The organism is Pantoea sp. GL120224-02 (assembly GCF_900215395.1).
Classification (GTDB): Bacteria; Pseudomonadota; Gammaproteobacteria; order Enterobacterales; family Enterobacteriaceae; genus Pantoea; species Pantoea communis.
In genome coordinates this window covers 581,202-594,916 of sequence record NZ_OBEC01000001.1, presented here as the reverse complement: position 1 = coordinate 594,916, position 13,715 = coordinate 581,202, and the positions used below count along the sequence as shown (strand labels likewise).

The window sequence follows — 13,715 nt, the reverse complement described above, 5'->3', positions numbered from 1 at the left end:
GCGGCGCATGGCACCGAGTCTGAGAACGAAATCAGATAGCAGTAACGTTTACTGCAGCTGGACCTTTCTGGCCGTCCTGAATTTCGAACTCAACAGCCTGGCCTTCAGCCAGAGTTTTGAAGCCGTTACCCTGGATTGCAGAGAAGTGTACGAACACGTCTTTGCTGCCGTCAGCAGGAGTAATGAAACCAAAACCTTTAGACTCGTTGAACCACTTAACCTGACCTTTAATCTTTGCCATTTTTGCAAATTCCTTTGATTGTTTATATTGCCCGAAGGCAGTCTTACAGATAAACCAGAGACGTTACTGAATGAGGCACTAATTTAAGGTTCGGCAAGGAAGCGGAATTCAACGTCAACGTCTTTACTCGTAACTTCTTTACTGAAGATGCCATACATAAACAGAACTGTACCTCGTTTGACCCAAGAGTCGTTATCACATATCCGCAAATTAATGGCAAGCCATTTTTAAACGGTGATCGACATGACGCACATAATTGGCCGTTGCTCTGCACTCTTCTGCCATTAGCATATTGACAGATGACGGAATAACTGCACAAAAAAATATTATTTGTCAGAGTAGTTAGCGCCAGTACTTACATTAGTCAAGCGTAGCGACGCAATCTAAACCAGCACAATTAAAGCGGTCAAGGCTACGCAAAAAGTATTGCATTAATATGGCATTGATAAAATATTTCGCCAAAAAATTAACGTGGAATGCAACATTCGTGCGCTGAGCAAAAGTTGTACAATCCGATTTATTAAGTACAAGTCATTAATTGTTTTGCACCAAAATCAGGAAAATTTAAGCGCTCTTGCCCCAAATATATGCACGCTCGTTTTGGCGGTTATCTTATTTTTAACTAACGACTCTACAATTAAATGTTAAAAAAACGCACTGCGACGCTTGATTTAACAAATCGGGCTTAGGACACATCTGAATCACTATTCTGCAAGCTTCGGCTGGTGCCTATTCTCCATGGCATAAAGCGTGAGTCCCCTTCTCCCGCGGATTGCATTGCTTGCGCCAAAGCGGCAGGAGGTTCATCTAAAGGATCATCCGCCAGTTCAAACACACCCCAGTGGATCGGCAGCGTTAACGGACGCCCTATCGCCTGCCATAAACGCACCGCCTGATCGGGGTCCATATGTTGACCGCGCATGAACCATTTTGGTGCATAAGCGCCAATGGGCAACGCGGCAAGATTAAAGGGCCCGAGACGTTCAGCAATTTCTAACAGGTTTTCGCTATAGCCACTGTCACCTGAAAACCAAAAATTCACACTCTGGTTTCGCACCACCCAGCCACACCACAGTGAGCGATTACGATCCCAGAAAGTTCGCATGCTCCAGTGCCGCGCGGGTACGGCAGTCAGCGTCACTCCTGCGATATCAATGGATTGCCACCAGTCGCGTTCGGTGACATGACGCACGCCACGTTTGCGACACCAGGTTCCCATACCCAGCGGCACAACAAATTGCGCATCCGGGAAACGACGTGCGATGCGCTTTACCGTAGGTCGATCGAGATGGTCGTAGTGATTGTGCGAAATCAGTACCACGTCGAGATGTGGCAACTGTGCAATATGGAGCGGAGCGGGCGTTTTACGCTGTGGTCCAGCAAACGGCAGCGGTGAAGCACGCGCAGAGAGTGCCGGATCGATGAGAATATAGCGGCGATTGAGCCGCATCAACACGGCGGCATGACCTAACCACCAGACGCGATCGTCATCACCGCCCAGATCGCTTTCCTGATACCAGCGGGCAATGAATGCCGGATAACCGGCCTGAGGCGGCAGCGGCAAATGGTCCGCTTTGCGCTCCCGCCGCCAGCGCTGCAAATCCCCTGGCTGGCGCAATTCCGGTTCCGGATTGCGGAAACCTTCTGGCGTGTGATGCGCCAGCGTTGCGTCGTACCAGGGATTTTGCCAGGCCATTACTGCTCCATCATGTGTTTAACGTTCTGGAATCATACGGATGAAGTCGCGCTGTTCTACGGCGTCTTCTTCCTCCTGCTGTTTTGCTGTGGCAGGTTGAGCATCCGCCAGGCGGCGCAACAATGCATTCTGTTTTTTCTGCTCTTCCAGCAGAGCTTCCAGCAAACGAATCTGTTCACTGGCGCGCATGCTGGCCCGGTTAACGAAGAACCAGGCTATCAAGGCCACAACAATAATGATGGCCAGTACACCATAACTGAACAGCGGACTGGTATTTGCGGCTAACTCGTTCATAACTGCCTCTATTGTCAAACATAAAACACTTACACCGCCGCTGATTCTACTCGTTGTGTGCGGAAAAGATAATGGTTGCCGGTGGAAAGCAGATTATCCCGCATCTTGATGGCTTTCAGTTATCTCTGATCGATTTCATGAGCAGGACGCGTCATGCTGCTACTATAGAAATCGCAGCGACTTCAGGATAGCTGCGTTGTGTATCACAAGGAGATAAAATGAAACTATTCATTCGGGCGATAATCGTGGTGGCAGTGGTATGGTTAGGGATGCTGTTTACCGGCTATGGCGTACTGACCGGAAGCAACAAAAACGCCGCTGGACTGGGCTTACAGTGTAGCTATCTCACTGCACGCGGCATGATCACCGCGCAATATCTGCATACCGACAGCGGTATTGTGGGTGTCACCGATTGTCCACTGCTGAAGAAAAGTGGCGAAGTGGTAGATAATTAGTGACTCAAACGGGCTGGCGACAGCCCGTTCTGCTATTCAGAATGGGTAGTCGTGGTAACCCAACTGGTCGGAAATATTGCGCGCGGCACGATGCAGCATCGCCACATACTCGTTTTTTGCTTCTTCAGAGAATCGGATTGTCGGGAACGAGATGCTCAATCCCGCGATCACCACGCCGAAGCGGTCGAAAACCGGCACAGCGATACAGCGTAAGCCCTCTTCCTGCTCTTCATTATCTTCACCGAAACCCTGCACTTTTACCTGATCTAATACTTCAAGCAGCGCTTCAGCACTGACGATGGTGTTGGCGGTACTGCGACGAAACTCGACTTCGCTCAGGATTGCCTGAACTTCAGTGCGATCGCGCCATGCCAGTAACACTTTACCGATGGCGGTGGTATGCAGCGGGTTACGACGCCCGATGCGCGAGTACATGCGCAGGTTATACAGCGAATCAATTTTATGGATATAGACAATGCTGTCTTCTTCCAGCGCACCCAGGTGGATGGTTTCTTTGGTCAAACGCGACAGTTCTCGCATTTCGACATCGGCACTACGAATCAGGTCGACGTTTTGTAGTGCCCTGGCACCCAATTCAAACAGCTTTAGCGTCAGCGAATATTTTTCACTTTCCCCTTCCTGCGCGACGTAACCCAATGATTTCATGGTTTGCAGAAAGCGGTAAACCGTGCTTTTTGACATCATCACGCGTTGCGACAGCTCGGTGATACCATGATCACGATCTTCGCCTAACGCCTGCAAAATGCCGAACACTTTCATTACCGAAGAGACGGAGTCTGGCTGTTTATCGTTATCACTGCTCGCCATTGCGCGTATCCTTTTTTGACGGTGTTTCAAAAAAAACGGAACAGAAGCGCCAGTATATGCGTTTCAGCCCAACGGCGGCAACGACTGGCAATCTGCGACACATTCCTTCGTAATTTTTTGTCAATGAATGCGGTGCTTTCCGTCACAAAATTGATTAGCATGATGATATTCACTTCCTTCATTTATTTCATTTATGTCCCCTACAGTCTCTCAGGATGGATTACCTGTTCCGCAGCGGTACGGCGCGATTATCACTATTGCGTTAGGCATCATGATGGCAGTGCTGGATGGCGCCATTGCTAACGTTGCGTTACCCACCATTGCACGCGAACTGAATGCCAGTCCGGCGGAATCAATCTGGATTGTTAACGCCTACCAAATCGCCATTGTTATCTCGTTACTGTCGCTCTCCTTTCTGGGCGATATGCTGGGTTATCGCCGTGTTTATCAGGTAGGGCTGGCGTTGTTTATCGCCACTTCACTGTTCTGCGCCCTCTCCTCTTCACTCAATATGCTTACCGTGGCGCGTATCCTGCAGGGTTTTGGCGGCGCGGCACTGATGAGTGTGAACACAGCGCTGATTCGTATTATCTATCCGCAGCGTTTTCTCGGCCGCGGTATGGCGATTAACTCACTGATCGTCGCAGTGTCGAGCGCTGCGGGCCCAACGGTGGCAGCCGCGATTCTCTCCATCGCCAACTGGAAATGGTTATTCCTGATCAACGTGCCGCTGGGCATTGTGGCACTGTGGCTGGCGCTGCGTTTTCTGCCAGATAACACGCAGAAAGCTAAACAGCAGAAATTCGATGTTCCCAGTGCCATCATGAACGCCCTGTTCTTTGGCCTGCTCATATCGGCCCTCAGCGGGTTCTCACAGGGGCAGGATCACTGGCTCATTCTGGCGGAAGTCGTCGCACTGTTGTTGGTGGGCGTGGTGTTTGTTCGTCGCCAGTTGGCAATGCCAGTGCCGCTACTGCCGGTGGATTTGCTGCGCATCCCCATTTTTTCGTTATCAATGTGCACTTCGATTTGCTCGTTCTGTGCGCAGATGCTGGCTATGGTTTCGCTGCCATTCTTCCTGCAAAACGTGCTGGGACGGGATGAAGTGGCAACCGGGTTGCTGCTCACACCCTGGCCGCTGGCCACCATGGTGCTGGCCCCCATTGCTGGCCGGTTGATTGAGAAGGTCCATGCGGGATTATTGGGTGGCCTGGGGCTGGCAATGTTTGCGGCGGGTCTGTTCTTACTGGCACTGCTGCCTTCACAACCCACCGATATTGATATTATCTGGCGAATGATGCTTTGCGGTGCGGGCTTTGGCCTGTTCCAGTCTCCAAATAATCACACAATTATCTCCTCTGCCCCGCGCCATCGCAGCGGTGGCGCCAGCGGTATGTTAGGGACGGCGCGTTTGGTCGGTCAGAGCAGCGGTGCAGCACTGGTTGCATTGATGTTCAATCTGTTTAACGACAGCGGAACACATGCATCACTGGTTCTGGCGGGTAGCTTCGCCACGGTGGCAGCCGTCGTCAGTATGTCTCGGATGACGCAATCGAGTCAGACGGTGAAGTCATAAAACAACAAAGGTGCCCAATTGGGCACCTTTGTTTATTGCAACAGCCAAACCATTATTTCAGATAGTCACCGTTACGCAGCGCTTCGATACGCTTATCGAGCGGCGGATGCGACATAAACAATTCGCTCAACGATTTGCTTTTGCCGTTAATGCAGAATGCCATCATGCTGCTTGGCTCCTGCGGCTCGTAGCTGGTTTTCAAACGCTGCAGAGCGGCAATCATCTTCTCGCGGCCCACCAGTTTGGCTGAACCTGCATCCGCGTGGAATTCACGGTGACGTGAGAACCACATGGTGATGATGCTGGCGAGAATGCCGAACACCAGTTCCAGCACGGTCGCGACCGCAAAATAGACCAGCGGGTTACCGTTGCTGCTCTCTTCACCGTCACGGTTACCCGACAGGAAGCCCGATGCTACCTGCGCGATAATACGCGAAATGAAGATCACGAAGGTGTTCACCACACCCTGAATCAGCGTCATGGTGATCATGTCACCATTAGCGATGTGGGCGATTTCGTGCGCCAGCACCGCTTCCGCTTCATCACGGCTCATGTTCTGCAGCAAGCCGGTCGAGACCGCAACCAGTGAGGCGTCACGACGCGCACCGGTAGCAAAGGCGTTAATATCTGGCGCGTGATAGATCGCCACTTGCGGCATCGCAATGCCGGACTGTTGAGCCTGGCGACTGACGGTATCCATCAGCCAGCGTTCTGTCTCGTTACGGGGTTGTTGAATCACTTCACCGCCGACGGAGCGCAACGCCATCCATTTAGACATCAGCAGTGAAACAAACGCACCGCCAAAGCCAAACAGACCTGCCATAATCATCAGACCCTGAACACTGCTTGACTGAATTCCTGTCAGACTCAGAATCAGTCCGAATACCAACATCACCGCCAGGTTGGTGACCAGGAAAAGCGCAATACGCATCATAAACGTTAATCTTCCTCAGTTGTGCTCGCGCTCATGCGCGGATATACATCCTATGTCCATTGCGCAGGTTTTCAAGCAACCTTAATCTTTAAGTGTCTAAAAAGACATAACTTTACATTTGGTAATGATGTGCGCAATTCTGCCCATTAGCCACAATGAACAATACCTTTGGTGCAAAAAAAAACACCGCCGGAGCGGTGCTTTTATTCAGCGAAAATTTATTTCGCGCCTTCGGCAGCAGGCTGGGTTTTCTCCAGCTGTGCCATGTCGTTGGCAATTTTCACGGTTTCGTCCAGATACGGGTCTGGCTCTTTGTAGTCTTTCGGCAAATCTTCAATGCTCTTCAGCGGGGCTTTGCCTTCCGCCTGGTAGCGCGCGTTAATGCGTTCCAGACGCAGTGCATCATCTTCGTGGTTCTCTTTCTCACGTTGAGCAAGATTGAGCGACACAATATTGCGTTTATCTTTCATCGCGTCAAAGCGCGCAATATCTTTCATGATGTACTGGAACTCGCGATCTTTAGCGATACGATCGGCGTGCTCTTTGGTCAGCTGCGGTACCAGCGCGGTGATATCACCGGTTTTGGTGTAAGTCGCGGCATTCACGCTATCCCATGGCAGCGCGTTGTCCTCGAACTTCTCACCGGTTTCCGCCGCTTCTACGCCAGTTGGCATCAGCAGGTCCGGCGTGACGCCTTTACGCTGAGTACTGCCACCGTTAATGCGATAGAACTTCTGGATGGTGTATTGCACTGAGCCCAGCGCCGGCCATTCCGGACGCAGCATCTGATCGTAGATGCGGTTCAGTGAACGGTACTGCTGTACGGTGCCCTTACCAAAGGTTGGTTCACCGACGATCAGTGCGCGACCGTAATCCTGCATCGCAGCGGCGAAGATCTCAGAAGCCGAGGCACTGAAACGATCGACCAGCACCACCAGCGGACCTTTGTAATAAACGATACCGTCGTTATCGCTGTCCTGGCGCACGCGACCGTTGTTGTCACGGACCTGCACCACTGGGCCACTTGGGATAAACAGACCCGACAGTGATACGGCTTCGGTGAGCGCACCGCCGCCGTTGGTACGCAAATCAATCACGATGCTGTCGACGTTCTGCTTCTGCAGTTTTTGCAGCTGCACTTTCACATCGTCAGTCAGGCCAACGTAGAAGCCTGGAATATCCAGTACGCCGACTTTCTCTTTACCGACGTTATGTACGGTGCCTTTCACAGCGCGATCTTCAAGACGGATCTTTTCACGCGTCAGTGTCACGGTGCGGGTTTTGGTGCCCTTGCCAGCAGGCAGGATTTCCAGGCGCACTTTGCTGCCTTTCGGTCCTTTGATTTTGGACACCACATCATCCAGACGCCAGCCAATCACATCTTCCATTGGCTTGCCTGGCTGAGCAACACCGACAATACGGTCGCCCACGCTGATGGATTTGCTTTTCGCGGCCGGTCCGCCAGCCACCATGGAGTTGATGACCGTGTAATCATCGTCCATCTGCAGCACGGCACCGATACCTTCCAGCGACAGGCTCATCTCGGTGTTGAACTGTTCGGTGTTACGCGGTGAAAGATAGTTGGTGTGCGGGTCGATTTCGTGCGCAAAGGCGGTCATCGCCAGCTGGAACACATCTTCACTGTTGCTCTGCGCCAGGCGACGAATGGCAAAGTTGTAACGCTTAGTCAGCGTTTCACGAATCTCTTTGTCATCTTTACCGGCCAGTTTCAGGCTCAGCTCATCATATTTAACTTTGGCATCCCACAGCGCGTTCAGCTCATCGCTGTTTTTCGGCCAGGGTGATTTTGCACGGTCAATGTCGATGGTGTCATTGCCGGTGAAATTCATCGGGCGATTCAGCACGCTTAGCGCATATTGATAGCGCTCGAAGCGGCGTTTCTGCGCCAGATTGTAGAGATCGTAGAACACATCCAGCTTACCGCTGCGCAGTTCATCACCCAACGTGGTTTTCTTATCGGCGTATTGCGTGATGTCTGAAGCCAACAACACGTTATGGTTGTAGTCGAGCAGATTCAGGTAGCGATCAAAAATTTTCGCAGAGAAATCCTGATTCAGATCGAACTGGCGATAGTGAGAACGGGTGAAACGCGAAGTGACGCGTTCACTGACGGTAGGATGCTGTGGGTCTTCATGTAACTGTGGAATCTGGTCGGCGCGGGTAATGTTATCTGCGCCAAAGGTGGGGCCTGCTAACAGCAGGCCCGCGATCATACCGATCTTTAAAATGTTGTTCATGCCGAGGTCAGCCTCCGTTTCAGAACTGCAAGTGTTCTGCGCGCACAATCATTGCCATGCCGGAAGCGAGCTGCACCCGAACGCCATCCTTGGTGATTTCAAGAATGGTGGCGTCCATTGCACTTTTGCCTGCTTTAACTTTGATGTTCTGGCCGGGTTGCAAAGTTGAGGTATCAGTGACAGGTTTAGCTCGCGGTGGGCGCGGTGCAGCAGGACGTTCTGCTGATGCGGCACGCGGTGCCTGTGGACGAGGCTTGCGAGGTGCTTCGCCTTCAGCCGCTTTGCGAGGAGCAGGTTTACGAGGACGACGTTCAGCGGTCTCTTCACCGGCTTCGCGTTTCTTCGCTTTTTGCTGATCGCGCTGCGCCTGAACGCGCGCTTTAGCTTCTTCCAGCTGCTTGCGCGCATGTTCAACGTGTTGTTCGTCCAGCACGCCACAGGCGTTGCCATCAAGATCAACACGGATTGCACCCGCTTTAATGCCGTACAGGTAACGCCAGCTTGAGGTATAAAGGCGCAAGGCTGAACGCAGTTGCGTCTTGCTCAGGCTGTTTTCACCCTGAACGCGCTCAACCAGATCCTGGAAGATACCGATTTTAAGCGGACGCGCTTCACCTTCGGCGCTAAAACATTGCGGAAAACGTTCCGCCAAAAAGGCGATCACTTCTTTACTGCTATTCAACTTAGGTTGATTTTCCATGAAATTTCCTGATTACTACGGGTTTGCCGACCAGAGCAGGCATGAACAGGCGACATTATAATGACAACATCGCCAAATGCTATGTGATCCAGTCGATTAGCTGCGTGACAGTTGAATAAATTTTTCGATGTCACTGCCCGCCAGCACTTCACAAAGCCCGTCGGTAAGGGCCACCAGCCCCGCTTCATCCTCACTATCAAAGCGAGAATAAACCGTACTATCAATGTCTAGCACACCGACAACGGTGCCATTCACTTTCAGAGGAATCACGATTTCAGCGTTGCTGGCCGCATCACACGCGATATGACCAGGGAACGCATGCACATCCTCAACGAGCTGTACTTTATCCTCTGCAATCGCTGTGCCACAAACCCCTTTGCCCACCGGAATGCGTACGCAGGCAATTTTGCCCTGGAACGGGCCCAGCACCAGCGTATTTGGCTCGGTGAGCAAGTAGAATCCTGCCCAGTTCACGCCTTCCAGGCGTTCAAACAGCAGCGCACTGCAATTACCCAGTGCTGCCAGGAAAGAGGTTTCGCCCGCTAACAGTGCACGGACATCGCGATTTAAATCCTCGTAAAAGGCTTTTTTGTTCATTGTTTAACCATAACTCGTCACTGTCGTGAGCTTGTTGTCACTCAGTTGTTAAAATAAGCACTAATAATCCAGCCCCATCAGGTGAATCATTGTGTTAGTTACTATACCCTTAGCAGTCGGTGGTTAAGACTATTCTTGTACCACTCCCTATTGCAGTCAGAATGCTCTGAACAGCATGCCGGTAAACGTAACGAACGATGGGCCACTTGCGTCACCTATGAAAATTCACGCTATCAGCCAGACGTTGCCCCACGCACGTTATCAGCGTTGTCCGCAATGCGATACCCTTTTTTCCTTACCGGATGTGAAATCGCATCAGTCGGCGCATTGCCCGCGCTGTCATGCAAAAATTCAAAGTGGCCGCGATTGGTCAATGACGCGACTCACCGTAATGGCCGTGACCATGATCGTGTTGATGCCCTTCGCCTTCAGCCTCCCGTTGGTGGATATTCGCTTGCTCGGCATGCGCATCAACGCCAGCCTGGTTGAAGGCGTGATCCAGATGGCGCAGCAGGGCAACGTGCTGACGGCCTCGATGGTGGCGTTTTGTACCATTGGTGCACCGGTAACCTTAGTCGCGGGCATCTGCTATTTATGGATTGGCAACGCCCTCGGGATGAACCTGCGTCCGGTGTTGCTGATGCTGGAGAAGCTCAAAGAGTGGGTGATGCTGGATATCTATCTGGTCGGTGTGGCGGTCGCCTCTATAAAGGTGCAGGATTACGCCGCGCTGGAAGTCGGCTATGGCCTGGTGGCCTATATCGCGCTGACGGTGCTGAGCCTGCTGACGCTGATTCATCTCAACGTGGAAGAGCTGTGGGAGCACTATTATCCGCAGGCTGTGCCCACCACACCTCCGGAACAGTGGCAGGTGTGTCTGAACTGTCATCAAACCGGCATGCCGGACGATCGCGGACGTTGTACACGTTGTCACACCCCGCTCGATTTCCGTCGTCGCCACAGTTTGCAGAAATCCTGGGCCGCACTGATCGCTTCGATTGTGCTACTGATTCCCGCTAATCTGCTGCCGATTTCAGTAGTTTACGTTAATGGCGCACGCCGTGAAGATACGATCTTCTCCGGCATTCTGGGTCTGGCTTCCGGCAACATCCCGGTGGCGGCGGTGGTATTTATCGCCAGTATCCTGGTGCCGTTTACCAAAGTGTTAGTGATGCTGACTTTGCTGGTCAGCATCCATTTTAAGTGTGAACAGGGCTTAAAAACCCGCATTCGACTGCTGCGTGCCATCACCTGGGTGGGACGCTGGTCGATGCTGGATCTGTTCGTGATTGCGGTCACCATGTCATTGGTGAATCGCGATCAACTGCTGGCTTTTACCATGGGACCTGCCGCCTTCTACTTTGGCGCGGCAGTCATCCTGACCATTATGGCTGTAGAGTGGCTTGATAGCCGCCTGATCTGGGATGCACATGCAACAGGAAACGCCGACTACACCGACTAGCGCGAACCTGCGTAACAAACGCAAGTTTTCGCCGTTCTGGCTATTGCCCATTATTGCCCTGCTGATTGCTGGCTGGCTGTTATGGACCAATTACCAGGAGCGCGGTACCACAATTACCATCAACTTCCAGACTGCGGACGGCATTGTGCCAGGCCGCACGCCTATTCGTTATCAGGGCGTGGAAGTGGGAACGGTGCAAGGTATTGTGCTGAGCGATGATTATCACAGCATCCAGATCAAGGCCAGTATCAAGAGCGATATGCGTGACGCTCTGAAGGACAATACGCAGTTCTGGCTGGTCACGCCCAAAGCCTCTCTGGCGGGCGTTTCTGGACTGGATGCGCTGGTGGGCGGTAACTATATCGGCATGATGCCGGGCGGCGGCAATCCCCGTGAGCACTTCACCGCGCTGGATACCCAACCGAAATATCGCGTTAACACCGGGGAATTGCTGATCCATCTGCACTCCCCCGATTTGGGATCGCTGAATACCGGTTCGCTGGTCTATTACCGCAAAATCCCGGTGGGACGCGTGTATGACTACAGCATCAACGGTAATACTGATGGCGTCACGGTCGACGTACTGATTGAGCGTCGTTTCGTCAATCTGGTGAAAAAGCAGAGCCGCTTCTGGAACGTGTCCGGCGTAGACGCTGACGTCAGTCTGAGCGGTGCCAAAGTGAAGCTGGAGAGCCTGGCCGCGCTGGTGAATGGGGCGATTGCCTTTGATTCTCCGGAAGAAGGTCAGCAGGCTAACAGCGACGAAAACTATCAGCTCTACCCCGATCTGGCGCGCAGCCAGCGTGGCGTGCAGATCAGTCTGGATTTACCGAGCGGCGATAACCTCAAAGCGAATAGCACGCCACTGATGTACCAGGGTCTGGAAGTCGGTACCTTGACCAAACTTAATCTGTTGCCGGGCGGCAAAGTCACCGGCGAACTCACCGTGGATCCTTCGGTGACGAGCCTGATGCGCAGCGGTACCCGCATTGAAATGCGGGCGCCCAAACTGAGCCTGACCGACACCAATCTCAGCAGCTTGCTGACCGGTAACACCTTCGAACTGGTACCGGGCGAAGGTCCCGCGCAGGATCACTTTACCGTGCTGCCTGCCAGCGAAACCCTGCTGCAAAAACCGGATGTTCTGACGGTAAAACTCAGCGCGCCGGAAACCTACGGTATTGATGGCGGTCAGCCGGTGATGCTGTACGGCATGAAGATTGGGCAGGTCATTTCGCGTCAACTGGATGAGAATGGCATTAGCTTTGCGGTGGCCATCAATCCGGAATATCGCCATCTGGTGCACGCGGACAGCAAATTCATTGTGAATAGTCGTCTCGACGTGAAGTTTGGTCTCGATGGAATGCAGGTGCTGGGTGCCAGTGCCCGTGAATGGGTAGACGGCGGCATACGTCTGGTGCCGGGTGCGAAAGGCAATCCTTCCGCCCGTTATCCTTTATATGCCGATGCTGAGCGTGCGCAGGAAGGGATTATCGGTGACCAGCCGCCAACCACACTGAAACTGACCGCCAACAGCTTGCCAGATGTGCAGGCCGGTTCAGTGGTGCTGTATCGTAAATTCCAGGTGGGTGAAGTGGTGGACGTGGTGCCGCGCGCCGATGCCTTTGAGATTTCCATCCACATTGAGCCGCAATACCGCAAATTGCTGACCAGCGAGAGCGTATTCTGGGCCGAAGGTGGTGCGAAAGTGCAACTTAACGGCAGCGGTTTAACGGTGCAGGCTTCGCCGCTCAACCGTGCGCTGAAAGGGGCGATCAGTTTCGATAACCTCACTGGCGCGCAAGCGGCGAAAGGCGTGAAACGCGTACTCTATGCCTCTGAAACGGCTGCGCGTGCAGTCGGCAGCCAGATCACCTTGCATACCTTTGATGCCAGCAAGCTGGCTGCGGGCATGCCGATTCGTTACCTCGGCATTAATGTCGGCCAGGTCGAATCACTGGCATTGAGTAAAGACAATAATCAGGTGGTGGCGAAAGCGGTGCTTTATCCCGAGTATGTGCAGGACTTTGCGCGTATCGGCAGTCGTTTCTCGGTGGTCTCACCGGAAATTTCGCCAGCGGGTGTTAATCATCTGGAGACCTTGCTGCAGCCTTACCTCAATGTCGATCCCGGCAAAGGGGCTCAGGCACGTACCTTTGAGTTGCAGGAGAGTACCATCACCGATTCGCGTTACCTCAACGGACTCAACATTTATGTTGATGCTACAGAAGCCGGTTCGCTGTCGTTGGGTACCCCGGTGCTGTTCCGTGGGGTAGAAGTGGGGACGGTAACCGGTACCTCGCTGGGCAACATGGCGGATCGCGTACAGATCGCGCTGCGCATCAGCAAGAAGTATCAGCATCTGGTGCGTAATAACTCCGTGTTCTGGCTGGCGTCTGGCTATAACCTCGACTTCGGTCTGATTGGTGGGGTCGTGAAAACCGGTACCTTCCAGCAGTTCATTCGTGGCGGCATTCAATTTGCTACACCGCCGACGGTGCCGCTGGCGCCACAGGCGGGCGCAGATAAACACTTCCTGTTGCAGGATGAAGCGCCGAAAGAGTGGCGCAGTTGGGGAACGGCGATTCCGGATCCCAATTAAGCAATCGGGCAGCCTGCGGGCTGCCCGTTTTATTTGCACGTGTTACACTTCGCGCTAAATTTGATACCCCGG

Annotated in this window: 13 protein-coding genes; 4 read left to right on the top strand and 9 right to left on the bottom strand. The window is 52.9% G+C overall.

What is annotated here, in order from left to right:
• Nucleotides 1-31: 31 nt before the first annotated feature.
• The 4 genes from cspE to CRO33_RS02685 all read right to left on the bottom strand — a co-directional run bounded on the left by cspE (nucleotide 32) and on the right by CRO33_RS02685 (nucleotide 2,231).
• The gene (gene cspE, locus CRO33_RS02700) at nucleotides 32-241 is read right to left on the bottom strand and encodes a transcription antiterminator/RNA stability regulator CspE (protein WP_034828712.1); all 210 of its coding nucleotides are present in this window, start codon (nucleotides 239-241) and stop codon (nucleotides 32-34) included.
• An 83-nt stretch (nucleotides 242-324) separates the two neighbouring features.
• A complete protein-coding gene (locus tag CRO33_RS24360) occupies nucleotides 325-399 on the bottom strand; it encodes a DUF2627 domain-containing protein (protein ID WP_128599124.1) in 75 nt (24 codons plus the stop codon).
• Between the two features lie 527 nt (nucleotides 400-926).
• Nucleotides 927-1,937: an MBL fold metallo-hydrolase gene (locus CRO33_RS02690; RefSeq protein WP_097116877.1), complete on the bottom strand. Its 1,011-nt coding sequence runs from the start codon at nucleotides 1,935-1,937 to the stop codon at nucleotides 927-929.
• Between the two features lie 18 nt (nucleotides 1,938-1,955).
• Nucleotides 1,956-2,231 (bottom strand): YebO family protein, encoded by a 276-nt coding sequence (locus CRO33_RS02685; RefSeq protein WP_034828707.1) that lies wholly within the window; start codon nucleotides 2,229-2,231, stop codon nucleotides 1,956-1,958.
• Nucleotides 2,232-2,449: 218 nt separating this feature from the next.
• Between CRO33_RS02685 and CRO33_RS02680 the strand changes: the two genes are divergently transcribed.
• A complete protein-coding gene (locus CRO33_RS02680) occupies nucleotides 2,450-2,686 on the top strand; it encodes a YobH family protein (protein WP_034828706.1) in 237 nt (78 codons plus the stop codon).
• 36 nt (nucleotides 2,687-2,722) lie between these two features.
• Here CRO33_RS02680 and kdgR read toward each other — a convergent pair whose 3' ends face one another.
• Nucleotides 2,723-3,514: a DNA-binding transcriptional regulator KdgR gene (kdgR, locus tag CRO33_RS02675; protein WP_034828705.1), complete on the bottom strand. Its 792-nt coding sequence runs from the start codon at nucleotides 3,512-3,514 to the stop codon at nucleotides 2,723-2,725.
• 193 nt (nucleotides 3,515-3,707) lie between these two features.
• On the opposite strand from kdgR, the gene CRO33_RS02670 reads away from it, so the two are divergent.
• Nucleotides 3,708-5,090: an MFS transporter gene (locus CRO33_RS02670; RefSeq protein ID WP_097116876.1), complete on the top strand. Its 1,383-nt coding sequence runs from the start codon at nucleotides 3,708-3,710 to the stop codon at nucleotides 5,088-5,090.
• A gap of 52 nt (nucleotides 5,091-5,142) precedes the next feature.
• On the opposite strand, the gene htpX is transcribed toward CRO33_RS02670, so the two are convergent.
• The 4 genes from htpX to CRO33_RS02650 all read right to left on the bottom strand — a co-directional run bounded on the left by htpX (nucleotide 5,143) and on the right by CRO33_RS02650 (nucleotide 9,579).
• The gene (gene htpX, locus CRO33_RS02665; protein WP_038646563.1) at nucleotides 5,143-6,024 is read right to left on the bottom strand and encodes a protease HtpX; all 882 of its coding nucleotides are present in this window, start codon (nucleotides 6,022-6,024) and stop codon (nucleotides 5,143-5,145) included.
• A 218-nt stretch (nucleotides 6,025-6,242) separates the two neighbouring features.
• A complete protein-coding gene (gene prc / locus CRO33_RS02660) occupies nucleotides 6,243-8,282 on the bottom strand; it encodes a carboxy terminal-processing peptidase (protein WP_097116875.1) in 2,040 nt (679 codons plus the stop codon).
• A 19-nt stretch (nucleotides 8,283-8,301) separates the two neighbouring features.
• The gene (gene proQ / locus CRO33_RS02655; RefSeq protein WP_034828699.1) at nucleotides 8,302-8,982 is read right to left on the bottom strand and encodes an RNA chaperone ProQ; all 681 of its coding nucleotides are present in this window, start codon (nucleotides 8,980-8,982) and stop codon (nucleotides 8,302-8,304) included.
• Between the two features lie 96 nt (nucleotides 8,983-9,078).
• On the bottom strand, nucleotides 9,079-9,579 hold the full coding sequence (locus CRO33_RS02650) for a GAF domain-containing protein (RefSeq protein WP_038646557.1): 501 nt from the start codon (nucleotides 9,577-9,579) through the stop codon (nucleotides 9,079-9,081).
• A 217-nt stretch (nucleotides 9,580-9,796) separates the two neighbouring features.
• Here CRO33_RS02650 and yebS point away from each other — a divergent pair, with 217 nt between their 5' ends.
• Nucleotides 9,797-11,041, top strand: a complete 1,245-nt coding sequence (gene yebS / locus CRO33_RS02645) for a membrane integrity lipid transport subunit YebS (protein WP_097116874.1) — start codon at nucleotides 9,797-9,799, stop codon at nucleotides 11,039-11,041.
• Complete coding sequence (locus CRO33_RS02640) at nucleotides 11,010-13,643, top strand: PqiB family protein (RefSeq protein WP_097116873.1); 2,634 nt, start codon at nucleotides 11,010-11,012, stop codon at nucleotides 13,641-13,643. The genes yebS and CRO33_RS02640 overlap by 32 nt, the downstream gene beginning before the upstream one ends.
• Nucleotides 13,644-13,715 lie beyond the last annotated feature (72 nt).

What these genes read in the sequence shown, in the direction of transcription:
- yebS (WP_097116874.1), top strand. Translation starts at nt 9,797, where the DNA reads ATGAAAATTCACGCTATCAGCCAGACGTTGCCCCACGCACGTTATCAG.
- prc (WP_097116875.1), bottom strand. Translation starts at nt 8,282, where the DNA reads ATGAACAACATTTTAAAGATCGGTATGATCGCGGGCCTGCTGTTAGCA.
- proQ (WP_034828699.1), bottom strand. Translation starts at nt 8,982, where the DNA reads ATGGAAAATCAACCTAAGTTGAATAGCAGTAAAGAAGTGATCGCCTTT.
- CRO33_RS02640 (WP_097116873.1), top strand. Translation starts at nt 11,010, where the DNA reads ATGCAACAGGAAACGCCGACTACACCGACTAGCGCGAACCTGCGTAAC.
- htpX (WP_038646563.1), bottom strand. Translation starts at nt 6,024, where the DNA reads ATGATGCGTATTGCGCTTTTCCTGGTCACCAACCTGGCGGTGATGTTG.
- CRO33_RS02650 (WP_038646557.1), bottom strand. Translation starts at nt 9,579, where the DNA reads ATGAACAAAAAAGCCTTTTACGAGGATTTAAATCGCGATGTCCGTGCA.
- CRO33_RS02680 (WP_034828706.1), top strand. Translation starts at nt 2,450, where the DNA reads ATGAAACTATTCATTCGGGCGATAATCGTGGTGGCAGTGGTATGGTTA.
- cspE (WP_034828712.1), bottom strand. Translation starts at nt 241, where the DNA reads ATGGCAAAGATTAAAGGTCAGGTTAAGTGGTTCAACGAGTCTAAAGGT.
- kdgR (WP_034828705.1), bottom strand. Translation starts at nt 3,514, where the DNA reads ATGGCGAGCAGTGATAACGATAAACAGCCAGACTCCGTCTCTTCGGTA.
- CRO33_RS02670 (WP_097116876.1), top strand. Translation starts at nt 3,708, where the DNA reads ATGTCCCCTACAGTCTCTCAGGATGGATTACCTGTTCCGCAGCGGTAC.
- CRO33_RS02690 (WP_097116877.1), bottom strand. Translation starts at nt 1,937, where the DNA reads ATGGCCTGGCAAAATCCCTGGTACGACGCAACGCTGGCGCATCACACG.
- CRO33_RS02685 (WP_034828707.1), bottom strand. Translation starts at nt 2,231, where the DNA reads ATGAACGAGTTAGCCGCAAATACCAGTCCGCTGTTCAGTTATGGTGTA.